15 protein-coding genes are annotated in these 25,066 nt (G+C 33.2%); 9 read left to right on the plus strand and 6 right to left on the minus strand.

What is annotated here, in order from left to right; translation table 11 throughout:
- The first annotated feature begins 80 nt into the window (after nt 1-80).
- The 7 genes from TD18_RS06610 (at nt 81) to TD18_RS06645 (ending at nt 13,829) form a co-directional block, all read left to right on the plus strand.
- On the plus strand, nt 81-2,687 hold the full coding sequence (locus TD18_RS06610; protein ID WP_040250247.1) for a choice-of-anchor tandem repeat GloVer-containing protein: 2,607 nt from the start codon (nt 81-83) through the stop codon (nt 2,685-2,687).
- A 29-nt stretch (nt 2,688-2,716) separates the two neighbouring features.
- On the plus strand, nt 2,717-3,685 hold the full coding sequence (locus tag TD18_RS06615) for a hypothetical protein (protein WP_040250250.1): 969 nt from the start codon (nt 2,717-2,719) through the stop codon (nt 3,683-3,685).
- 320 nt (nt 3,686-4,005) lie between these two features.
- Nucleotides 4,006-6,951, plus strand: coding sequence for a response regulator (locus tag TD18_RS16640; RefSeq protein ID WP_084205866.1), 2,946 nt, complete (start codon nt 4,006-4,008; stop codon nt 6,949-6,951).
- A gap of 511 nt (nt 6,952-7,462) precedes the next feature.
- Entirely contained in the window at nt 7,463-7,885 is a 423-nt protein-coding gene (locus tag TD18_RS06625; RefSeq protein WP_040250252.1) for a lipocalin-like domain-containing protein, read from the plus strand.
- A gap of 11 nt (nt 7,886-7,896) precedes the next feature.
- Complete coding sequence (locus tag TD18_RS16645; protein WP_052461072.1) at nt 7,897-10,962, plus strand: tail fiber domain-containing protein; 3,066 nt, start codon at nt 7,897-7,899, stop codon at nt 10,960-10,962.
- Nucleotides 10,963-10,965: 3 nt separating this feature from the next.
- On the plus strand, nt 10,966-13,266 hold the full coding sequence (locus TD18_RS06640) for a TolB family protein (RefSeq protein WP_084205867.1): 2,301 nt from the start codon (nt 10,966-10,968) through the stop codon (nt 13,264-13,266).
- Between the two features lie 20 nt (nt 13,267-13,286).
- A complete protein-coding gene (locus tag TD18_RS06645) occupies nt 13,287-13,829 on the plus strand; it encodes a hypothetical protein (RefSeq protein WP_152611323.1) in 543 nt (180 codons plus the stop codon).
- A 40-nt stretch (nt 13,830-13,869) separates the two neighbouring features.
- Here TD18_RS06645 and ribB read toward each other — a convergent pair whose 3' ends face one another.
- The 6 genes from ribB to tpx form a co-directional block, all read right to left on the minus strand.
- The gene (ribB, locus tag TD18_RS06650) at nt 13,870-15,018 is read right to left on the minus strand and encodes a 3,4-dihydroxy-2-butanone-4-phosphate synthase (RefSeq protein ID WP_040250611.1); all 1,149 of its coding nucleotides are present in this window, start codon (nt 15,016-15,018) and stop codon (nt 13,870-13,872) included.
- 42 nt (nt 15,019-15,060) lie between these two features.
- Nucleotides 15,061-17,433 carry an LptF/LptG family permease gene (locus TD18_RS16975; protein ID WP_084205868.1) on the minus strand — a complete coding sequence of 791 codons (2,373 nt, stop codon included), beginning with the start codon at nt 17,431-17,433 and terminating at the stop codon, nt 15,061-15,063.
- A 12-nt stretch (nt 17,434-17,445) separates the two neighbouring features.
- A complete protein-coding gene (locus TD18_RS06660) occupies nt 17,446-18,078 on the minus strand; it encodes a LolA family protein (RefSeq protein WP_040250259.1) in 633 nt (210 codons plus the stop codon).
- A 38-nt stretch (nt 18,079-18,116) separates the two neighbouring features.
- On the minus strand, nt 18,117-20,531 hold the full coding sequence (locus tag TD18_RS06665) for an FtsK/SpoIIIE family DNA translocase (protein WP_040250261.1): 2,415 nt from the start codon (nt 20,529-20,531) through the stop codon (nt 18,117-18,119).
- Nucleotides 20,532-20,628: 97 nt separating this feature from the next.
- Nucleotides 20,629-21,000 carry a diacylglycerol kinase gene (locus TD18_RS06670; RefSeq protein ID WP_040250265.1) on the minus strand — a complete coding sequence of 124 codons (372 nt, stop codon included), beginning with the start codon at nt 20,998-21,000 and terminating at the stop codon, nt 20,629-20,631.
- 116 nt (nt 21,001-21,116) lie between these two features.
- On the minus strand, nt 21,117-21,617 hold the full coding sequence (gene tpx, locus TD18_RS06675) for a thiol peroxidase (protein ID WP_040250270.1): 501 nt from the start codon (nt 21,615-21,617) through the stop codon (nt 21,117-21,119).
- Between the two features lie 261 nt (nt 21,618-21,878).
- On the opposite strand from tpx, the gene TD18_RS06680 reads away from it, so the two are divergent.
- Nucleotides 21,879-23,162, plus strand: coding sequence for an ammonium transporter (locus TD18_RS06680; RefSeq protein WP_040250274.1), 1,284 nt, complete (start codon nt 21,879-21,881; stop codon nt 23,160-23,162).
- Nucleotides 23,163-23,347: 185 nt separating this feature from the next.
- Nucleotides 23,348-25,042: a hypothetical protein gene (locus TD18_RS06685; protein WP_040250277.1), complete on the plus strand. Its 1,695-nt coding sequence runs from the start codon at nt 23,348-23,350 to the stop codon at nt 25,040-25,042.
- The last annotated feature ends 24 nt before the right edge of the window (nt 25,043-25,066 follow it).

A 25,066-nucleotide genomic window follows, 5' to 3' on the forward strand; every position in this document is an offset into this window, starting at 1 on the left:
AGATATAAACCAACAAAAGTAAAACTTAGAAATTACCAGTTCTGGCTGGTTTGAGTTCTACAGTAATTTGAATACATAATATGAAAGCAAAAATTTACAATAAAATACTGGCATTAATTATAATGTTGTTACCTAACACGATTCTATCGCAAGAAGATTTTGAATTATGGGGAATGACTTTTAGAGGCGGAAAATCTGATATGGGAACCATCTTTAAAACCGATGAAAATGCCGAAAATCTAGAGGTCCAGTACGATTTTTTTAAAACGGATGGCTATGACATTGAAAGCGGAGTAATACAAGCCTCAAATGGTAAATTTTATGGTTTGTCTCCGTATTCTGGATTTTATTTAAATGGTGTTTACTATGATAGTGATAGCACAAGTGGTGTTTTATATGAGTACGATTCTACAACCAATGTATTTGAAACCAAATTTAGGTTTGGTGTAGATGAGTATGGTACAATAATTTCTACAAATGGAAATCGGCCACAAGGATCACTCATTGAAGTTAATAATAAGCTTTATGGTTTGACTAGAGAAGGAGGAAATCATGGTGATGGCGTTATTTTTGAATATGACTATGTACAAAATGTCTTTACTAAACTACATGATTTTGATGCCCCAAGTGGTGGAGCTCCTGAAGCTGATCTCATCTATGCTTCTAATGGAAAATTATACGGTATGACCTCTGTTGGAGGAAATTTTGACAATGGTGTTATTTTTGAATTCGATATTAACACCAACACTTATACAAAAAAAATAGATTTTGATGACAATGCATTAAATCCAGGAGCAATACCATACGGATCTCTGTTTGAAGCCAGTGATGCAAAGTTATATGGTCTCACTAGCGGAGGTGGGAATTATGGCTTTGGCGTATTATTTCAATATGATTTTGTTACCAACACACTAACAAGTTTATACAATTTTGGATCTACTGAAACCTCAGGAAAATATCCTTTAGGCACATTAATTGAAGGTCCCAACAATTCTCTAGAACTCTTTGGTACAACTGATGAAGGAGGTTTGTATGATTATGGGATCCTTTTTAAATACAATATTACAACGAGCACATATACAACTTTGGTCGATTTTGGAGATTCCAATAATTTAGGTTATGGGCCTGGTTCTAATCTTACATTAGCATCAAATAACAAGCTTTATGGTGTAACTAGATATGGTGGTGCTAGTGAGATTGGCTCTTTATTCGAATATGATCCTTTGAGCAATATATCTAGTTTGCTTTATGGTTTTAATTACAATTCAGGTCATTATCCTTATGGAAGCCTTTTGGAAGCATCAGATGGTAAACTATATGGTATTACTAACAAAACTGTATATGGCAATGTTGATAGCTTTAATAGCATGTTTTATAGTTTCGACATAACGACAAACATCTACAGTCCAATTTTCAAGTTTAATAGTTCAAAAGATGGAGCAGGGCCTGATGGAAGTTTAACGTATTCTGAGAATCATCAAAAATTTTACGGATTAACGTTTCGTGGTGGAGTTAACGATACAGGAGCAATTTTTGAATTCAATCCAGTAAATAACCTTTATGCAAGATTGCATAGCTTTGATGAGGTTAATAATAATGAACTTGGTATTGCTCCAAGAGCCAGCTTATTGGAAGCTTCTAACGGAAAATTATATGGTACAGCATATCGTGGCGGAAATAATAATTTAGGTGTGTTTTTTGAGTTTGATTTATCGTCAAATACATATTCTAAAAAGCATGACTTTAGTGATGAGTTAGGAGGTACGCCTTTGGGAGATTTATTGCAAGCTTCTAATAATAAAATTTACGGAATGACCTCTGTTGGTGGTGAAGGTGTCTTTATGGAAATCAATGCACCTGCAGGGACTATTTTTGAATATGATATAAATTCTAACCAATATGCTAAAATTCATGATTTTAATTTAGAAAGCGGTGCATTTCCAAATGGAGGTTTAATTGAAGCCTTAAATGGAAAACTCTATGGAATGACTTCTGATGGCGGACTGCAAGGAGGAGGTGTAATTTTTGAATACGATCTTACAACAGGTTTTAACAAGCTACATGAATTGGAATATGATGGAGTAAATGGTTCTCGACCTTATGGTAATTTGCTTCAGTTTGATCTTAATACGCTTTACGGAATGACTTCTGAAGGTGGAGCAAATGGTGATGGTGTCATTTTTCAGTTTAATATTCAAACGAATACATATACTAAAGTTTTCGACTTCAATGATGCGCTAACAGGTGCTAATCCGCTTGGGAGTCTAACACTTCTCAATAATAAACTTTACGGAGTGACTTCTAAAGGTGGTGTACACAATTTGGGAACTGTATTCGAGTTCAATCCACAAAACTCAACATTTACTAAAACTGTTGATTTTGATTCTCAAAACGGTAGATTACCTGTAACCACTTCTTTAGTGGTTTTAAACAGAAATACATTATCTACTAACAATTTTGAAGAAAACAAGTTAATAGTTTATCCAAACCCAGTTTCAGAGACTTTACATATTTCAACAGCAAATGCGCTGAGAAGTGTTATTATATATGATCTTTTTGGAAAAGAATTGTATGCTTCTGAACAAAGTAGTAATCAAATTGATGTTAGTGCTTATCAAGCAGGAATATATATACTCAAAGTAAAAACTAATCGAGGAGATTTTACTCAAAAAATAATCATCAACTAATCTTAAATCAATAATTTAAAATATAAATTATGAAAACTATTAACCAGCCCATATTTATAACACTACTGGTGTTATGTATGTTTTTTAATTGTAAAACTGAAAAAAAATCAGAATCTACTAACGAAACAATTGTTGAGATCGAAGAGTTAGTAAAAGAGCCATCAAATGTGATACGTGTGAAAACACGAAGTATGGATTTTCAATCTGTGGACACGATTCCATCAGGTTGGAATACGTTTAAATATGAAAACCTTTCAAACGAAACGCATTTCTTTTTACTAGATAAATATCCTGAAGGAAAAACTGTTGAAAACACGTTAACTGATGTGGCTCCTGTTTTTGCAAATGGAATGGATTTGATTAATAAAGGAAAATCTGAAGAAGGTTTTTCCGAATTCAATAAGCTTCCAAAATGGTATTTCGATATCGTGTTTTCTGGAGGAACTGGCCTTATTGCACCTAAGCATACAGCTACTACAACAATCAAATTAGATCCTGGTTATTACATTATGGAATGCTATGTGAAAATGCCCAATGGGATGTTTCATACCTTAATGGGAATGGCTAAACCTATTATCGTAACAGAAGTCGATAGTGGCAATTCACCACCTGATGCTACCATTAATATTACACTTTCAGCTGAAGAAGGCATCTCTTATGACAAAGACATAACAAAAGGGAAACATGTTTTTTCGGTATTTGTAAAAGATCAAAAGCCGCACGAGAATTTTATATGGCATGATGTGAATTTGGTTAAACTTGAAGATTATGCTAACGAAGAGGAGTTGGAAGCCTGGATGGATTGGTCTGATCCTAAAGGATTAATTACACCTGTTCCAAATGGTGTCACATTTTTGGGTGGTGTCAATGATATGCCTGCAGGAAGCACTGGTTATTTTTATGCCGATTTAAAGCCTGGTAAATACGCTTTGATTTCTGAGGTGCCAAAAACTAAATCCAAAAACATGTTTAAAATATTTCATGTTATTAATGAATAACCAATCAACTTTAAAATCTATTAAATTAGCGAATTGAGATTACTAAAAATATTTAATTGATTTGGTTAAAAGAATACGCTATTAATCCAACGAATTTTATATGTTATGAATATTGTAACACGAAATTGTTACATACAAACCAATACAGTTATTATAATTTTTATATCATTGTTAAATTGGAAACCATTAATTTTTACGATCTAAAATTGATTCAGGGACTTTGTTTAACACTACTGAACTACAAATTCTATAGAATTGTAAAACACTGTATGTCAATTAGTAAATAAAAATGATTAAATTAATAGTCTTAATCCATTTTTATGTCGAATAAAAGTTTCTCAATTATTTTCTTTTTGATAACGATATCTTTTGCTCAAAATAAAAAGGTAAATGTTGACTCTTTAAAATTAGTACTTACAAAAACTCAAATTGCAGACAGCTCAATATGTAAAAGTTACCTTGCTTTAATTAGGCATTACAAGAAAAAGGATGTCGATAGCTGCAAAATATATTTTGAAAATTTTGCTGCTTATGCAAAAACTAATAATTCTGATTTAGCAAACTGCCATTATTTCAAACAGAAAGCTGGTTACTTCGGTTTATTTTTAGAGCCTGGTCAGAATGCTGCCCAATTTATAAATGAAAACATGTTGAAAGCTCTGGATTATTCTAAACGGATGAATGACCCAAAACTTTCTTTCGAAGTGTATTCTAGATTGGCTCAAGAAAATGCACGATTAGGACATGGTGAAGATGCCTTGGAATATGCAAAAGAAGCCGAATCTATTGCCTTAGAACATGATATGTGGGAAGAAGGCGCTTATATCTACGGACAATTTGGTAAAATATATAATCTCGTTTTTGATAAGACAGAATTGGCTTTAAAGTATCTTTTGAAATCGGATAGTATTTACGAATCCCATAATTTTAAAGGCTATAAACGTGGATTTACACTGTCATTTATTGGAGATGTTTATCAATCATTTGACGATTTTGATAAAGCCTTTGCCTATCAAGAACAAGCTTTTTCTATATTCGAAATGGCAGAAAGTGAATTCCAGCAAAAATTCATTCTAAGTAAAATGGCAATTGTTGAGAATTCTAGAGAAAACTATGAGAACGCTATCGTTTACGCTACAGATGCAAGATCATATTATAATCGTTATAAACATCCAATCCAAGAAGCAATGCTCAATGTCATTTTAAGTGATATATATTATAATAACGGTCAATTGGATGAGGCCATTGAGGCGGGAGAAAATGGCATTGATTTAAACAGATCGAATAAACACGATGCTGGCTTAATGGTCGCTTTGCTCAGACAATCTAGTATACTACGTGAAAGCAAAAATTATATAAAGAGTAATCAATTGGCTCTTGAAGCCGAAGAATTGGCTTTGAACATGGAAGGTTTTGAAGAATTAGCGGATATCTACAAGGTATTGTATCAAAATTCTGAAAGTTTAGGAGATTTCAAAAGGGCTTACCATTATTCAAACGAATATACACGAATGAAAGATTCGTTGTACAAAAGTGAGAATATTGTAAAAGCGAAGGAAATTGAAGCGAAATATCAGGCAGAAAAAAAAGAACAAGAAATAGCTTTACTCAAGACCGAAAAGGACTTAATCGCTCAAAAGCAAAAAAGTGAAAGGAATTTGCTTCTTAGTGGATTAGCTATAACTACAATAGCTGGGCTGTCATTATTTTTTCTTTATAGAAATAGAAAACGTACCAACAATAAGCTTAAGGAGCTAGACCATTTTAAAAGTAAATTATTTGCGAACATTTCACATGAGTTTAGAACTCCGTTAACGCTTATTTCTGGTTATGCTCAGAAACAACTGGAAAACAGGGATTTAAAACCAGATGAAAAGCAAGAATTGGAAACTATTAATAGGAACTCAAATAGGCTGGAAGGTCTTGTAAATCAAATGTTAGATTTAGCAAAGCTAGAATCTGGGCATTTGAAATTGCGAATTAAGCAAGATAACCTATCGGTCTTATTAAATTCATTAGTGTCTTCTTTTGAATTGACGGCCTCCAAAAAATTAATTGATTTTACAAATAACATAAATGGTTTAGAAAATGTATGGTTTGATGCCGACATTATTCAAAAAATATCAACGAATATTTTATCAAATGCATTTAAATATTGTGAGCATAATGGTAAGGTGTCATTTAAAGCGCTACAAGATAACAAATCAATGGTTTTAGAGGTGTCAAATACCACAAAAGAACTTACAGAAACTCAAGTAAAGAATATTTTTAATAGATTTTATCAAGCCGACGAAAACAAGGATGGTGTTGGTGTCGGATTATCATTGGTAAAAGAACTCGTGGATTTATACAGAGGGACTATAAACGTACATCAGAGTGAAGGAATCATTACGTTTTCTGTGTCTTTGCCAATTGCTAAAGAACTATTTAGAATTCATGAAATTCTTATGCCAGAAGTTAATTTTAAAGGAATACATTCTTCTGAAAGCATCGGTCTGGAAATTTCTCCAGAAGACAATATTATGCTTGTTGTTGATGATAATTTTGAGATAAGAGAGCTAGTGAAACATATGTTTCAGAATGATTTTACAATTATTGAAGCAAAAGATGGTGAAGAAGGATGTGCTAAAGCTATTGAATTTGTGCCTGATGTCATCATTTCAGATTTAATGATGCCTAACATGGACGGATTTGAACTTACTGAAATTTTGAAGCAGGATGAACGAACAAGTCACATTCCTATTGTGTTGCTAACAGCAAAGTCTGAAGAGGAAGACAAGTACAAAGGATTAGAAATTGGAGCCGATGACTATGTAATGAAACCTTTCAAAACCAAGATGCTTAAAACCAGAGTGAACAATTTAATAAAATCCAGACTAAAACTTCAAGAGCGATATAGTCAGGAAATCATTCTTAAACCAAAAGATATTGCTATCTCAAGTACCGATGAACTGTTTTTAGAAAAACTTCAAGGCGTTATGGATTCAAACCTCACAGAATCTTCATTTAATGTTCAGGAGTTTAGTAGTGCACTTGCGCTTAGTCGTATGCAATTACATCGAAAATTAAAAGGACTCACAGGTTTGTCGGCAACAGAGTTTATTCGATCTCAACGATTAAAATTAGCCGTTGAACTTTTGAAAAAATCTGATGTGAATATCTCAGAAATTGGGTATTCAGTTGGTTTTAATGATCACTCTTATTTTACAAAGTGTTTTAAAGAGCAATATGGTTGCTCGCCTTCAGATTACCTTAAAAAACTGTAATTAATACTATTTTTCTTCGTCATTTATTCAAATGTTACATATCTCATAGCAATTGTTACACTTGTTCTAAGTAGCTAAAATACTTCTATTTAGTTTTGAATTGAATTCTTTGTAAAAGATTTAAATCATAATGTTTTATGAAAAAAAAGACATTACTTGGAACCGTACAAACTTTACCAAAAACTAATATCTACATCAATGTAAATCATCTGGAAGAAGGAAATTATAAATTAAGTATAGTTTACAATAGTAAGATAATAAAGAGTACCCATTTCACTAAAGAAAAATAAATCATCTGTCGAATATAATCTTATTGCCTCAGCAAATCAAAATTGAAGTATAGAAATTAAATACAGAAACTTTGTTCAGGTTTATGTGGTAATAAATAAAGTCAAAAAACGCTTTTAATAAGCGATTATAATGAAGCTATTAATCAGTTGAGAGAGGAAATCAACTAAATCATAATGTGAGTTAAAGCATTGGTTACCCTTTCTTTTAAAAACAAAACAGTATGAAAACAGTAATGAAATTAAGTGGAATTTGTCTAATTGCATTGGTATTTAATTGCAGTAACAATGATGATAGTAACGATGGTCAGCCGAATCAGTTAACAGTTCAAGAACTATTAGTGTCTGGAAAATGGTATCAAGAGTCAAGAACACCAGGAACAAATTTTACCGATTGCGAAAAAAATGGCTACATCGAATTTAAAGCTAATGGTGTTTTTTATTTAGAGTCTTTTGATGATAATTCTGGTCCATGCGAATCTTTAGGCTTAAATGAAGCAATTTATACCTTATCTAATAATCGTGATATTTTGATTGTTGCTGATTCAGAAGAAATTACTGTAAGCATTAGCTCTATTTCTCAACAAGTACTTACAATTACTTCAAGCGATGGCGAAACGCTAACTTTTGACAAAACTCAAGGCTAAATCGAGATGCTATGAAAAAAATAATTTCGATATTAGTACTCCTTTGTTTTACAGGTTATTCCTATTCTCAAGTAGGAATCAATACGACTACACCAAATGCACAATTGGATATAAAATCATCTAATCAAGCATCTCCTGTTGCTAGTGATGGAATCCTCGTGCCAAAAGTAGATGTGTTTCCAACAGGAGTAGGTGTAAATCAGGACGCCATGCTTGTATATTTAACAACTACTATTGGGACTGATTTACCAGGTTTTTATTATTACAATCATGCAACTACTAGTTGGCTACCAATTGGAAATTCGGGCTCTGAAAAAATTGATGACTTGTTAGATGGAAAGTCAGATAATGATGGAACCAATAATGGATCTTCTATTTATTTTGGTATTGGTGCAGGTATTGTAGATGACGGTTCCGATAACAGAAATATTGGAATCGGTTTAAATACGTTGTCAAGTTCAACTACAGGAGCAGCAAATGTTGCTGTAGGTTTTAACACGATGCAAAATACCACTATCGGACTCTACAATACGGCAATAGGATATTTGTCTTTATTCAGTAATGTCAATGGTTCAGCAAATATTGCTGTAGGATCGGGTTCATTATTTGAAAATTTATCTGGAAATAATAATGTTGCAGTTGGTAATGATGCCATGCGTGAAACCACAGTAGCATATAGAAATACTGCAGTAGGAGATAATAGTTTACGATTAAATCTTGTAGGTAACAATAATACATCAATAGGTTACCAGGCTTTATATAATAATACGGCGAACGAAAATACTGCAACAGGAAGCTTGTCGTTACTAAATAATACTACAGGAACTCGTAATACAGCAATAGGGTTTGCTTCATTGTTTTCAAATAGTACAGGATCTAATAACACTGGAGTAGGAAGGCAGGCTCTAGAAAACAACACATTAGGATATGATAATATTGGAGTGGGAGCACTGTCATTGAGAAATAATACCGAAGGAATACAAAATGTAGCAATCGGAAATAGTGCACTAGCAAACAATACTATGGCTAGTAATAATACAGCAATAGGAAATAATGCATTAAGATTAAATACAACTGGCGCGCAAAACACGGCTATTGGTAGTGAGGCATTATACAGTAATACAATTGGTGCTTGGAATCTTGCTGTTGGTTATGGTGCATTACGAAATAGCAATTCTGGAAATCAAAATACAGCTTTGGGTTATATTTCACTCTACAATAATACATCAGGATCTAATAATTCTGCTGTAGGTTTTAATGCCTTGTCAAGTAATATTGATGGAAATGATAACGTTGCTAATGGTCATTCTGCTTTGATTTCTAATATAAATGGTAATGATAATACAGGAATAGGAAAAGATGCTATGAGAAACAATTCTACAGGCTCAAGAAATGTAGCTATTGGTTCAGAAGCATTATTTTTAAATATTTCAGGAGAACAGAATACAGCTGTAGGTTATCAAGCGCTTCAGAATAATACAGGAAATTTTAACAGTGCATTGGGGTCTGGCGCTTTACTGAGTAATACTTCTGGAACAGAAAATACCGCAATTGGGATTAATGCATTATCATCTAATACCACAAGTTCATACAATACTGCCATCGGAAATTATTCTTTGGGCTCAAATACAGATGGAACTTTTAATACTTCAGTAGGAGCTTGGTCTATGAATAGTACTACTACTGGTTTTGGTAACACCGCATTAGGAACATTTGCTATGAGTGCAAATGAGACTGGAATCGGGAATGTAGCTATAGGTAGTGAAGCACTTTTTTCAAATACTTTAGGCCACTCCAATATAGCTATTGGTCACTCAGCTTTATATAATAGCTTTGGCGGTGATAGTAATGTGGCCATTGGGTTTGAAGCTTTATATTCAAATTTAAATAACGGTAGTAATATAGCTATAGGTAGTCAGTCTCTTAGAAATAATTCTGGTGTTCATAACACTGTTATTGGTCACAATGCTGGCTTAAATAGTGGTGTAGGAAGTTTTAATGTATTTGTAGGTAATGAAGCAGGATTAAATGAAATAGGAAATAATAAGCTTTACATATCAAATTCTAGTGCTGATGCTAACAATGCTCTTGTATATGGCGAATTTGATAATAATCTTTTAAGAATAAATGGGAGGATAGAAATTACAGGAACTACAGATGCTTCAGTAACCTCAGGTTCAGGTGTTCTTGAAATAGCAAATTCGCTAAGGATAGATGGTGATGAGATTATTACCAATACCAATGCCAATTTGTTTCTTCAAAATGATAATAATGGTGATGTCATTGTTGATGGAGGGACGCTCAGAGTTGACTCAAGCACAAATAGAGTAGGAGTTAATACCAATACTCCAGATTATCCACTGTCAGTTGGAGGACAAACAAACTTAAATGAAGGACTTACTGGTGTCGCCTTAAGAGTTAATGGCGATGAAGCTTTGTGGTATAATGGCACGTATTTTAGTTATGGTTTCGGTGGAAATGCTAATTATTTTGCAGATAATGTTGGATTAGGCATAACTGCTCCAAGCACTAAATTACATATCGTTGGTGGAACAGATGTTTCGCCTTCGGGTGGAGGTTATATTACTTTCGGAAATCTAAATGGCTGGAATATTGCCATTGATGATAATGAAATAATGGCAAGAGATAATGGTGCAGTTTCAGATTTAAACCTTCAAGCAGAAGGAGGAAATGTACGAGTAGGAGGTGCTATTGTGCATGCCAGTGATCGACGCCTAAAAAAAGATATTGAAGAATTACACTATGGTTTAAAAGAATTGTTATTGCTCCAACCTAAGCAGTACCATTGGAAATATAGGCATGCTTCAAACAATAAAAGCTTTGGTCTAATAGCTCAAGACGTTCAAAAAATAATGCCTGAATTAGTTGTAGTTGGTGATGATGTAGAGAAAACATTAAGTGTTAATTACACGGAGCTCATTCCTATACTATTGAATGCTTTAAAAGAGCAAGAACAAATCATTAATGGTTACAAAAAAGAGCTTTCAGTTTTGGCTTTAGAAGTACAACAAATTAAAAATAGTATGAAAGCATTAACAGCGCAATCAAATCAATAATTTATGAGACATATTTTTGCAATTATAAGTCTATTTGCTATCGGTTTGGGATATAGCCAAAGTTCAGATCAAATATTCTATTCGTCGTTTAGACCTCAAGGTTGGGATATTCATATGTCAAAAGATAATGGAAAAAGTTTTAGTCCATTGACAACAAATGAGAGCTTAGATTACGATGCTAAAATAAGTCCTGATGGGAATTGGGTAGTGTTTACGTCAGAGCGTTTAGGGAAACCTCAATTGTTTTTAAAACATGTTAAAGGTGATACGTTACCGAGATTGTTAATTAAAAGTAAATCCATGCAAGACCAGGTTGATTTTTCTCCAGATGGTAAATGGATTGTATTTGTGTCTTCTCACGAAGGAAATGCAGAGATATTTAAATTGCCTTTCAAGCCTAATGAAACACTATCTATTAATGAGGCTGAAAACTTAAGTAATAATAAGGCTGGTGATTTTAGACCACGGTTTTCAAACGACGGAAATTCTATAGCATTTTCTAGTGACAGAGCGCACCTTATAAAACCACATAAGTTTCTGGTGTTTGCCATGCAACGTACAGGAGATATTTTTACTATGTCTTCAGATGGAACTAATGTAAAACGACTCACAGATTCAGAAGGATGGGATGGAAGTCCTAACTGGAGTAAAGATGATTCTAAAATCATTTTTTATAGTAACAGATTCGATAATAAGCCGCACTTGTTCCAAATTGATGTGAATGGAAATAATGAAAGTATAATTACTCCAGAGACCATATCTGGAGCAATATCTCCATTAGTGATAAATGATGACAGAATTTTATTCACTAATGAAAACCTGTCTAATGGCACGTTAAGAATTTTGGAGTTAAATCCTGTTACCAAAAAGATAGATTCATCAAGGATAAATGAAATACATATGATGAATATTGATTATCATAATTCAGGAATTATGGTAATTCATGGTGGAAAAAAATTAAAAGAAACAGAAGCTAATAAAGGTGATTTTTTTGGTGACATCTTAGTAAAAAATCATCCTGTTAAAGACACCATAGAGAACATTAACTTATCTCACTTTGGTATACGTCGATCTTTTGCTTCACCACCTACATTAAATGAATCAAAAGTAATCTATAGCTATAATCCTGCCAGAGGTTTTGGTGATTTTATAACACTCTATTTTTATCCACTCATTTTGCTTCCATGTCTTGCATTATATTGGTTTGTAACTGGTGTTTTCAGAAGTGTTAAAAAACGAAAAGACATTGCTTTTTGGAAACACATTGTATTTTCAATGTTATCGGTATTAGTAATGGTGCTTTTAGTTTATTTACTAGATAAGTGGGTTGGTTTTCAAGCTCTCTCAATGAATACAGTTAGATTAAAAATGATTAGTGTTTTGGTTGTTGTTTTGATTTGTCTGGGACTATCCTATTGGTTTTATAAAAAACGTAAATCGAATGCTAATCCAATAGCATCACTATATAAATTGTATACCCTGATGCTTTTTGGTGTCGCATTAGGAATAATTTATATCGTGCTGTTTACGGGTTCGTTTCTACAAAGTACGACGTCATTCTTTACGGTTGATTATAATTCTAATAAAGCGCAAAAACTATTCGACTTTAGAGCGGATAAAAATTTTAATCCACAATCTACATCTGTAATTGATACAAAATTTACGCCTGATGGCACCGCTTTATTGTTTTCAGTTGGTAGTTTCAGAGGACACCCAAATGCCCAAGGTGCTGTATATAAATATAACCTAGAAAGCAAAATAATTGAGCGAATAACGCCTATGGATAGCAATCATGGTTTTGCTGATGTTTCAGCCGACCATAGGACCATGGTCTTTAGGAGTGGCGAAACAGGTAATATGGATATATATGTAAATGAGAATGGAGCAGTTACCAACTTAACCAACAGTAAAGCCAAAGAGAATTTCCCTGCGATTTCGCATGATGGGAATAAAATTATGTATTGTTCAGATGTTAATGGAAAGGATATACAAGGCCTTGTTAAAACAATGGATGTGTTCTTAATCGAGCGGCAATCTGATAATTCATGGTCTTCTCCAAAACAAATCACATCGTACTCGGGTCAGGAAGGTCATCCACATTTTTCGCCAGATGGGAATTGGATGATATATACTACAGAAGAATTCGGAATCAATGATGAACAGCCAATTGTGCAATCAGTCATTTTCGCACCTCAAATGTATGGAGAAATTGTGGCAGAACGTATTTCAGACGGTAAGAAAATACGATTAACTCACAACAAATGGGAGGAAGGTGTACCACTATGGATTTCAACTAAATACTAACATAACAAAAACTATATTGTATGAAAATAAGAAGCTCAATCGTAATGATTTTTGTAATGTATGTTATATCATCTTGTGAAACTCGAATACCTGATGTAGATACAACACCGCCAACATTGTCGTTTGAAATAAGAGGTGATGGATTCAGCCGAACCTTTACGCAAGACGATGATTTCTCTAGAATGCAACTCAATTTAAGAGCTGAAACTGAATATAATTTTATCTATTCTGGTGCAGATCAAGGTGGTGTTGGTGCGATACAATGGCAATTAGGAGGTGATGATCAAATTGATTTTATTAGACCAGATTTTCCATTTGATTCATGGTCAATTCGAGATATTAGTGCTAGTAATAGAATGATTGAATGGAATGGAAATCGATCAGATCCAAAAACGGGAGCTATTTTATCTGGTCGATTTAGAACAGGAAATCTTCAAAATGATTCTGGATCCTTAAGTTTATTTGTAAGAGATTTTGGAGGTCAGTCGGGAACTCCAAACAGTGTGAGAGGTAATCTTAATATTTTGATTGGTGATTTTCCAACTGAATTGAGTGAGTTTTGAAAAAAGCGCTAAAGAAACATATAAAATATATAATCACTACTTAGTAGCTTACATACTCTACAATCTCTAAGCCGTAACCAATCATCCCAACACGTTTGGTTTGTTGACTATTAGAGATTAATTTTAGTTTGTGAATATTTAAATCATGAAGAATTTGAGCGCCAATTCCGAAGTCTTTAGCATCCATTTCAATACTTGGAGCTTTAACCACTTTGCCTTCAATTTGAGACTCTTTTAATATGCTTAATCGCTTTAAAAGATTCATAGATTGAGATTGCTGATTAATAAATACGATAGCACCTTTGCCTTCCGTGTTTATAACCCTAAACATATCATCTAATTTTTCGTCAGCATTGTTTGTAAGTGTACCTAATATGTCGTTATTAACCAAGGTTGCATTAACTCGGGTTAGGACGTGTTCATTTTTAGTCCATTTCCCTTTTGTTAAAGCGATATGTATTTGATTGTTAGTGGTTTGTTTGTAAGCTCTTAAACGAAAGCTTCCAAATCGAGTTTCGATTTCAAAATCTTCTTTTTTCTCTATTAGAGAATCATGTTCCATACGATAGGCTACTAAATCTTCAATAGAAACAATTTTCAAATCAAACTTTTTAGCAACTTCCATAAGTTGAGGTAATCTAGCCATCGTACCATCTTCATTCATGATTTCAACAATCACACCAGCAGGTTCTAGACCAGCAAGTTTTGCAAAATCAATAGCAGCTTCTGTGTGTCCTGTGCGTCTCAACACGCCTCCTTCTCTTGCTACGAGTGGAAAAATATGACCAGGTCTAGCGAGCTCAAAGGGTTTGATGTTTGGGTCAATGAGTGCTTGTATAGTTTTTGCTCTATCACTAGCAGATATGCCAGTGGTTACGCCATTTCCTCTTAAATCTACAGAAACTGTAAAAGCAGTTTCCATAGGATCAGTATTATTGTTAACCATCATATGGAGCTCAAGTTCTTTACATCTGCTCTCAGTTAAAGGAGCACAAATGAGTCCTCTACCATGAGTCGCCATAAAATTGATGGTTTCTGGTGTTATCTTACTTGATGCTGCAACAAAATCACCTTCATTTTCTCTGTTTTCGTCATCTACAACAATAATGACCTTGCCTTTTTTGATATCTTCAATAGCTTCAGAAATGGTGTTAAGTTCTATTGTTGCTGATGTTTTGGAGTTTGACATTGTTGTAAACATAACGATAAATTAGAGTAGCAAAGATATGGCTTATTTTTTCTTTGCTGAAAAGTCTTCAGTTATTTTATTTCGCCTTTTTAAATATACAATAGGATATATGAACAACCCCAGAACAGACCATAAAAAGTTGAGGTTTGTTGCTTGATCTGTAATTTGATATATTTTTTTAAAACTTATACTTGACAGTACAGAATATATCAAAAACAGTACTCCAGAAATAGCAGATAGTTCTATGGAAGCACTTTCAGCTGCTGGCAACTTATTATTTTTAAAAATAAAATATAATAGCAATAATAAAATACCTAGTATATAGAAAATGTAAGTAAATCTTGAATAAATACTGTAGTCTTTAATTGCATTGTCAAGACCTTCAATATCTGAAGGATCTAACGTCTCTTTACGACGATCTGAGGTTTTGTGTTTTGTTTTACTGATTTTTAAATCTTCACTAATTTTTTTCTTTTGAAAAAAGTAGAAAATAAAATAAAATGGCAGTCCAAAAAGAATGAAGATTAACGCATTTGAAATGTTGTTTTTGCCTAAATGTTTGTTCAGATTTGAACTATCCATTAACGACTTTACAAGTGCAAATAAGTATAGAATACCAACTAGAATACCACAAATAAGTAAGGCCTGCCCAAGCGAAGGGAAGCCGTTATTTCTTAATACAGCGCCAGGTAAGACAAATAATAGAGTTAGAGCATAAAGTACAAATGCTAGTTTAGAATTATCTTCATACAAATACTTTAGTCGTATAGATTCTTCATAACCATAATCGACAAGGTTACCACCAAATTTTAATTCTTGTTGCGTGATGCCACGTGATTCTAATACAGCTAAAGAGGAATTTTTGTATTCAATCCCATAATTATACTGTCTGTAATGCTTAACGATATCAATTAATTTCTTGTTATCATAATTGGTAAGTGTTTTATAATCTTCAGAATCCGTATTTAAAACATTGGTATTATAAATGAGCGTTTTACTCTTTATACCGAATAATTTTTTTAGTGGATTAAGAAGTCCTCCAGATTCAAACAATTGTCTGTCCTTGGTAGCTCTCTTTGTAAGATATATGCTCAACGGAAGCATGATTAGTGTGGATAGCCAAGTCGCCAATACAGGATTTAATGTACCATCAAGCGAACTGTTTTTCGCAAATATTCCAATGAAATGATAGGTTAAAAACAATAATATTGCTATAACTAAAGGCAAACCAATACCTCCTTTACGAATCAAGGCACCTAGAGGTGCTCCGACAAAAAAGAGAATGATACAAGCTAGACCTAAAATGTATTTTTCATGAAGGGAAATAACGTGTTTACTTAACCATTTTGTAGATCCTGATACATTTTTCTTATTGGCAATAATAATTTGTTTGGTACTAGATGCCGTGTTTCCAGCGAGGCTAAGGAGTTGAATTTTAGTTTTATCTTTAAATAAACTGAAAATATCTCCGTTAAAAACTGAATCTTTTTTTACCGTAATATTTTGATTCAAATTCTCAAAAGTTGAACGCGCGTAAAGTGTTTTCGAAAAATCCTTTAACTGATTTGATTGTTTTTCATATAAACTATCTATGGTGTAATTAAGGCTGCTAACATCAAGCATATTATAACGACTGTCATAACTCTTATCATCAATATCAACATCATTTAAACCTTCTATGTCAACATTGATTATGTACTCTTCAAAATAGCTTTTGGCATATGGTTTTTTCGCACGTTGCTTAGCATCTTTATTAAATATTTCTTCATAATAATGACCGTTAAATAAAACTAGTTGAAGAATATTTGAGTTTGGATTACTTTTTAATTCACCAGAATCAGAGATAATGACGGTTGTATTTCCAGCGTGACGAACACCTTTTTTATGAATGACCACTGTCTTTAAAAATTGCCCTTTATCTCCGCTTTTCTTATCAACTTTTATATTGTACTCACCAACGTCATTGAACTGACCTTCGGCAATAGCCATTGCTGGTTGTACTTTAGCAATATTCTTTCTTAAGTTGTAAAAGCTATAATTAGCAGAAGGAATGACATTATTCGAAAAAATAAAAGCACCTATACCAAGAATTACAATAAAAACACTTACACTTCGCATAGCACGCTGTAACGAAATACCTGTAGATTTCATGGCTGCGAATTCATAATTTTCGGCAAATTGTCCGAAAACCATTATTGAAGCCAGTAATACAGTAAGTGGTAATATTAATGGAATTAGAGTAGGAGTTACATATAACAAGAATTTTAAAATGACACCTACGGCTAAATCCTTACCAGCTAATTCGCTTATGTAGAGCCAAATCGATTGTAAAACAAAAATGAGCATGAGTATAATAAACACGCTCAAAAAAGTTTTTAAGTAGGTCGTTAGTATGTACCTATCCAGTATTTTCATTGATGGTTTGGCCTAGTCGAGTCTATTTATGTAGTAGTCTCCATATTTACTTTTGTCAAATGTAAACAAGGTTTTTGAGATCGGCTCATTCGTTTTAAAAGAATTAACAGTTAAGGTGGTTTTTGTTCCATTTTTACCGATTTCAATAAGGTTGTAGATGTGTTTTGTGTTTGCATCAATACCTAATAAGACCTCTTTAATCTCAGAGTTTGTATCGATAGGGTTTAGTTTCACATACTGAATTTTTCTACCTTTTACACTCTGAACAATATCGAGTTTGTAAGTATATCCTTCTTTGTAAAATGATAACATTTTACTAGGCGTTATAGTTGTTTCTTCCTCTGTGTTTTCTGAAGAAATAGTGACTTCTTCGTCTTCTGGACTAATGGTGTAAAGCGTTTTACCGTCGTAAATTCTTGTGATACCTAAAATGTTTAAAACATATTTGTCGCCTTCCATAACAACATCTCCGCGGGTCTCCTGATTGATGTTTTCGCTGGTATTCTGAAGTACATATTTAAAATCTATAGATATGTTGTCATAAGATTTTGTTTTATTGTAAACGTCGTTGAGTAAGGCTTCTGCGTCTTGTGCAAAACCAAATGAACTTATTAAAACTAGTACTACTATTGCAATCTGTTTCATTTTCAAAATAACTATTAATTATAATTTATAAAGTTTAATTACGATTCGTTTTCTAATAACTGATCTAGAGCAACTAAATCAGGAACTAACACTTGTCTCGCTTTACTACCTTCAAAGCCTCCAACAATACCAGCAGCTTCCAATTGATCTATCAGTCGACCAGCTCTATTGTATCCCAATTTTAGTTTTCGTTGTAACAGGGAAGCAGAACCTTGTTGTGCAGTAACAATAATTTCAGCAGCTTCTCTAAACAATTTGTCTCTATCTTCTATGTTGTTATCAAGACTTGTGCCACTTTCTTCGCCAACATATTCTGGTAATTGATAAGCTTCAGGATATGCTTTTTGAGATCCAATAAAATCGGTGATTTTTTCGACTTCTGGTGTGTCAACAAAAGCACATTGGATACGAATAATATCATTCCCTTGTGTGTACAGCATATCTCCACGACCAATTAACTGGTCAGCACCAGAGCCATCTAAAATAGTCCTTGAATCAATCTTAGACGTCACCCTAAACGCAATACGTGCAGGGAAATTAGCTTTAATAATTCCTGTAATGACATTAACTGAAGGCCGTTGTGTAGCAATAATTAAATGAATACCAATAGCACGAGCTAATTGAGCCAAACGAGCTATGGGAGTTTCAACTTCTTTTCCAGCTGTCATGATTAAATCAGCAAACTCATCGACCACTAAAACGATGTAAGGTAAAAATTGATGACCATCGTTAGGATTAAGTTTACGCGCTTTAAATTTGGTATTGTATTCTTTGATATTACGACACATGGCGTTTTTCAACATTTCGTAACGGTTATCCATTTCAATACATAATGAATTTAATGTATTGATCACTTTAGTGTTGTCAGTAATAATCGCATCTTCACTGTCTGGAAGTTTTGCCAAGTAATGGCGTTCTATTTTATTAAATAATGTAAGCTCAACTTTTTTAGGATCGACTAAAACAAATTTAACTTCAGCAGGATGTTTTTTATAAAGTAATGATGTTAAAACTGCATTTAAGCCAACAGATTTACCTTGTCCTGTGGCACCTGCCATAAGTAAGTGAGGCATTTTTGCTAAATCGACAACCATGGTTTCATTACTGATGGTTTTTCCAAAAGCAATAGGGAGTTCCATGTCAGATTTTTGAAACTTTTGCGATGCAATAACAGAGCGCATCGATACAATAGTTGCATTTTTGTTTGGCACCTCTATACCAATGGTTCCTTTGCCTGGAATAGGTGCGATAATACGAATTCCTAAAGCCGAAAGCGATAAGGCAATATCATCTTCTAAGTTTTTAATTTTTGAAATACGAACACCAGCTTCTGGCACAATTTCGTAAAGTGTGACTGTAGGACCGATGGTAGCTTTGATACTGGCTATACCAATTTTGTAATTGTTTAAGGTCTCAACAATTCGGTTTTTATTCTCTTCAAGCTCTTCTTGATTTATGGTAATCCCTTCAGTATCGTATTTTTTTAATAAATCTAATGGTGGAAATTCAAACTTACTAAGATCTAATGTTGGGTCAAATTGTCCAAAATCTTCAACCAGTTTATTTGAAAGATTATCCGTTTCGGAAACCTCTTCTTCAAATGTTTTTATTTCAATATTTAACTCCGATTCTAGTTCTGGTTCTGGTTCTGGTTCAATTTTTTTAATATCAACTTTCGGGGTTTCAACTTTAGTTTCTGGTTTTGAATGTTTTTCAATCGTAGGCTTGGATTCTTCAATATTTAATTCAAAAGCAGATTTTATATCTTCAGCTTCAGCAGATAAATCATTATCTAAAGGAACAATAACATCCTCGTTTGAGGATCGTGTGGAATTAAGATCCTCTTTAAGTTCTTTATTAGCGTTTTTAAAAAGTGCCACAATTGATTCTCCAGTGACTTTAAAACGAATCGCTAAATAGACTATTAATACAAAGACGAGTAGAAGTACAGTTCCTATTTTTCCTATATAATCTTGAAAAAAACTATTCATTTCAAAACCTATAGTGCCACCAAGTGAATCGTATTTGTGAGCAAAAAATCCAAAGAATATAGATAACCAAATGGCAATAAGCGTTCCCCAAATCCAATGTCTCCTTAGTTTAGATTTATTGATATCTAAGGTCACATAAACTCCTGAAAGAAATACCAATCCAGAAAATATAAATGACGAAATACCGAATGCCTGATTGATAAATAAATCACTAACCCAGGCACCAAGTTTGTTGAGCCAGTTTTTTGCTTCAACATCTCTCGTTCCTAGTTCAGAAAGTGTACTTTGGTCTGCTTGTCCTGTAAAGAAAAACGATAAGAATGCTATAAATAACAAAACACCAAGAATGATTAGTAAACTACCAAAAATCAATTTCTGCTGACTTGATAATTTAAAACTTGGTTTTTGTGTTTTGGGCGTGGTCTTAGCTTTACTTTTAGTCTTGGTTTTTTTCTTCGCCATTAAAGGATTCTTAGTATAAAACAAAAATACAAATTACTAACGTTTATCCTAACTTAAAAGTATTTAAACCGATTAGATATTAACGGACTTATGAACCTTAGAAAATTTTTGGAAAATAAATAATCATGGCGGCAATGGTTGCAGAAACCGCAGCAATAAAAACAGCTCCAGCAGCAATGTCTTTAATCCTGCCAATACTATCATGCCTGTCAGGATGTATGAAATCTGAAAGGTACTCGATTGCTGTGTTCATACCTTCTAAACTCATTACCAAACCTATAAATGAAATTTGAACTAGCCATTCGGTTTTAGATATGTTAAAATAAAAACCAGCAATAGTCACTGTTATAGCAATAAAAACTTGAATCTTTATACTTGACTCAGTTTTAACTAAATAAATGGCACCTTTAAAAGCATAGCCTACGCTTTTTAACCGGTTCACTAAAAAAGAATCTTTTTTATGCGTCATGCCAATTGCTTTTAAAGGTGCGTTTTTGAAAATTTACAACGTATTTAACGCTAGTTTGTAATTGAGTTGAGTTTTATTTCAAAGCTTCTAAAGCTGCTTTGTAATTGAGTTGAGTTTTATTTCAAAGCTTCTAAAGCTGCTTTGTAATTCGGCTCATCAGCAATTTCACTAACTTGTTCGGTGTGTATCACTTTACCTTCAGCATCAATAACAATTATACATCTTGATAACAACGTTTCAAAAGCGCCATCAGTAAAGTCAAGGCCATAAGAAGTACCAAAACTCCCATGCTTATAATCTGTTAAACTCACAACATTATCTAAGCCTTCTGCGCCACAAAAGCGAGCCATTGCAAATGGTAAATCTTTCGAGATGCAAAGTACTTTTGTGTTTTTTAGTTCGCTTGCTTCTTTGTTAAATGTTCTAACAGATTGCGCACAAGTTCCTGTGTCAACGCTGGGAAAAACGTTTAATACTAAGTTGTGACCTAAAAAATCACCTAATGATTTTGTGGACAAATCAATTGCTGTTAATTTAAAATCTGGAGCTTGTGATCCAACTTTAGGGAGTGTTCCTGATGTATGTACGGTGTCTCCACCTAATGTAACGGTTGCCATATTTATTTCGTTTTAATGAATGTTAAAATTAAGTATTATTTAAATCTTATGGTCTAAGCGCGTATAATATTTTGCAATAGTTTAACAGAAAGACTTTTCTTTTCTAATAGAATGAATTACTATTTCTTCATTTGTAGAATTATCATAATTATAATTTTAGATATTCATTTTTACGAATCTCATAAATTTTAAAGGTAATCTTAATTTGTTTGGTTATTTATTAAAGTCATTTTATAAATTTGATTCAAATAGACTTTATTTATGGGAAGAAAACTAAATTTTATTGTCCTAGTCGCATTAGTTCTTATTGCGCTATTTTGTGGTACAGAATATCAAATTTTAGATGCCGTAGATACTATCGATTCTGGTGATACTGCATGGATGATTGTAGCTTCTGCTTTGGTATTTTTAATGACACCTGGATTGGCTTTCTTTTATGGAGGAATGGTCAATAAAAGAAATGTGATTTCAACGATGCTTCAAAGTTTTGTCGCTTTGGGTGTGATAAGTGTTTTATGGGTAATTATTGGATTTAGTTTGGCTTTTGGAGAAAGCATTGGTGGTGTTATAGGTAATCCGATGACGTTCTTTTGTTTTAAAAATGTATCCGTATCGCCTAATCCAGATTTTGCCGGAACTATTCCATTTTTGCTTTTTGCACTTTTTCAATTAAAATTTGCCATAATCACACCAGCTTTAATCACAGGAAGTTTTGCAGAACGCATTCGATTTAGAAGTTATATCTTTTTTATGGTCTTGTTTTCTATTTTTATTTATTCGCCTTTAGCACACATGACATGGCATCCAGATGGATTACTAAGAAACTGGGATGTTTTAGATTTTGCTGGTGGAACAGTCGTTCACATGTCTGCTGGTCTTGCCGCTTTAGCAGCTGCTATATATTTAGGGAAGCGTAAGCATGCTATAGAACAACCAGCTAATATTCCGTTTGTAATATTAGGTACCGGTTTGCTTTGGTTTGGCTGGTTCGGATTTAATTCTGGTTCAGCACTTGGAGCAAATACAGATGCTGTGATTGCTTTTGCTAATACTAACATCGCTTCTGCAACGAGTATGATTACATGGTTGTTTTTCGAACGTTTTTACAACAGGAAAATGTCGTCACTGGGAGCATGTATAGGTGCTATAGTAGGTTTGGTGGCTATTACTCCCGCTGCAGGTTTTGTGACTATGGGACAAAGTATTTTTATAGGATTTATCGCTGCAATTGTTAGTAATATCGCAATTCAATTAAATAAAAAATCAAAAATTGATGACACCTTAGAAGTGTTTCCAAGTCATGGAGTGGGTGGTATTGTGGGTATGATATTGACTGGAGTATTAGCTAAAGATGTTGGTTTAGTGTATGGTGAAACAACCACATTTACACATCATATGATTGCTTTAGTTGGTGTTGCTGTTTTTACCTTCTTCGGAAGTTTAGTATTGCTAAAAATTGTAGATCTTGTTTTACCACTTCGCGTCCGATCTGATCAAGAAGAACGAGGACTCGACTTGTCTCAACATGGAGAAAATATCGAATAAATTAATAGCAGATTGATTGATAGTAGTAAACAAGCCTTTTCAAACTGAAAAGGCTTTTTTGATATAATGTGTAAACATGGTGAAAATATAGATAATTCGCTCAAATGTTAAATTACCCGATATCAGGTAGGTAATTACATATAATTAAAAGTAACTTTAAATCTTTAATAACCAACCTTTTAATTATGAAAAATTTTTTAAGATTTTATTTAGTTTTTAGTCTCATTGTAGTATCATTTTCATGTTCTGAAGATGATAATGATGATTCGCAATCGAATGACCCCGTTAATGTTCAATTTATTAGATTTGGAGATAACCTTGTTCCCAGTGCAGTAGTCCCAAGAACAACGTATTGGGATACTAACTCTAATCGGCAGGTCACAACTTATTTTAATACAGATTTAAGTGGAAACATATCGAGCTTGTCTAAACTAGTAGGTGACGATGGAACTGGTTTGTCGACAGTAATATCATTTGATCAAAATGGAATAATTAATCTTTTGTATCATCAAGATCCAATAACTGGTGAAATATCAAATAGAGTTTATGTGTTGGAAGATGAAGAAACAGGTAATGTATATTTTGGTAATGATGAAGGAGTTCAGGAGATTTTAGGTAGTGCATCATTAGACAACTTTGGAAATTTCTTAAGTACTGAAGATGATTTATTGCTTTCAAGTACTCTTAATACTAGCAAGAACATTATTGATAAACTTATTTTTTATACCAATAATGGTAATACAAATCGATCAGGATTAAATTTAGGTGCTATAGTTATTGGAGCTTTTGCTTTATATGCCCTTTTGATGTTAACAGGAAGTGCAGTTATTGTCGATAATGTAGGAGAGTCGATTACCTGTGATTATGATAATTCTTGTAATGATGAAGGACAGCGAAACACTAATGATGGTAACAATTTTTGTGCGTTGCCTCATTCAGATTTTGTGTGTTCGGAAGTAGTAGATCTTAACGATAATCCATGTGAAAATTCTGATTTGGAAGTGATAATTGTTGTTGATCCAGGAAACGTATTGGTAGCAATCGTTAATGGAGATTCTGTTGATTATAATTTTTATTGGTCAACAGGAGAAATAAATACAGGACTAATTAGTGACTCTATTGTAGCTCCAGAAGATGGTAACTACTATGTGATAGTTGAAGATGATAATGGATGTGTCGCTTTTGCTTCAACAAACATAAGTTCTGAAACTGTAGATGCTCAATTTTTACTAGCGAAATGGTATCTTGTTGGTGAAACTGAAAACGATGTAAGCACATTTGATGTTAACGCTTGTAATATTACTGTTCAGTTTACTGAAACACAATTGATAGCTACTGAGTTTTATGGTGATTCTTGTGAGTTTTCTGATGAGATTATTAGCAATTATGAATTGAATGGTAATATAATTACTGAAACTGCAGATGGAGATACTTCTATAATCACAATCTTAGAATTGACACCTTTTAAGATGGTATTACAAGAAATTGATGGTGATTTTACTTATGTGGAAACATATTCAAATATTTTTGGAGATTGGACTATAACCGCAACTGAATGTGGTGGTCCAGATATTGATTACACTGGATCTATAACATTAAATAGTGATTATACAGTTACTCAAGAAGACGACTCGGGTGGTAACTACATCATTAATTATTTTTCTTTCGAAAATTATGAATTATTCATAAAAACTGAATATATGGATCCTGTTTGTGATGGAACAGATTCTAGATTTCAATCGGATACAGTTATACTAAATTATGATAGTATAACCGATTCGTTTTCTGGAACAGGAAATACAGTTAAAGACGAAATTGATGTGACAGGTTGTCAATTACCTCCCTATAATTGTAACTATAATGTAGTTCTGTCTCGATAAAAATAAAAAAAGCCTTTTCAAACT

Source organism: Psychroserpens mesophilus (assembly GCF_000826645.1).
GTDB lineage: Bacteria > Bacteroidota > Bacteroidia > Flavobacteriales > Flavobacteriaceae > Psychroserpens > Psychroserpens mesophilus.

Coding starts and splice junctions, on each gene's coding strand:
- TD18_RS06615 (WP_040250250.1), top strand. CDS start 2,717: ATGAAAACTATTAACCAGCCCATATTTATAACACTACTGGTGTTATGT.
- TD18_RS06660 (WP_040250259.1), bottom strand. CDS start 18,078: ATGAAACAGATTGCAATAGTAGTACTAGTTTTAATAAGTTCATTTGGT.
- TD18_RS06610 (WP_040250247.1), top strand. CDS start 81: ATGAAAGCAAAAATTTACAATAAAATACTGGCATTAATTATAATGTTG.
- tpx (WP_040250270.1), bottom strand. CDS start 21,617: ATGGCAACCGTTACATTAGGTGGAGACACCGTACATACATCAGGAACA.
- TD18_RS06670 (WP_040250265.1), bottom strand. CDS start 21,000: ATGACGCATAAAAAAGATTCTTTTTTAGTGAACCGGTTAAAAAGCGTA.
- TD18_RS06665 (WP_040250261.1), bottom strand. CDS start 20,531: ATGGCGAAGAAAAAAACCAAGACTAAAAGTAAAGCTAAGACCACGCCC.
- TD18_RS16640 (WP_084205866.1), top strand. CDS start 4,006: ATGTCGAATAAAAGTTTCTCAATTATTTTCTTTTTGATAACGATATCT.
- TD18_RS16975 (WP_084205868.1), bottom strand. CDS start 17,433: ATGAAAATACTGGATAGGTACATACTAACGACCTACTTAAAAACTTTT.
- TD18_RS06625 (WP_040250252.1), top strand. CDS start 7,463: ATGAAAACAGTAATGAAATTAAGTGGAATTTGTCTAATTGCATTGGTA.
- TD18_RS06685 (WP_040250277.1), top strand. CDS start 23,348: ATGAAAAATTTTTTAAGATTTTATTTAGTTTTTAGTCTCATTGTAGTA.
- ribB (WP_040250611.1), bottom strand. CDS start 15,018: ATGTCAAACTCCAAAACATCAGCAACAATAGAACTTAACACCATTTCT.
- TD18_RS06645 (WP_152611323.1), top strand. CDS start 13,287: ATGAAAATAAGAAGCTCAATCGTAATGATTTTTGTAATGTATGTTATA.
- TD18_RS16645 (WP_052461072.1), top strand. CDS start 7,897: ATGAAAAAAATAATTTCGATATTAGTACTCCTTTGTTTTACAGGTTAT.
- TD18_RS06680 (WP_040250274.1), top strand. CDS start 21,879: ATGGGAAGAAAACTAAATTTTATTGTCCTAGTCGCATTAGTTCTTATT.
- TD18_RS06640 (WP_084205867.1), top strand. CDS start 10,966: ATGAGACATATTTTTGCAATTATAAGTCTATTTGCTATCGGTTTGGGA.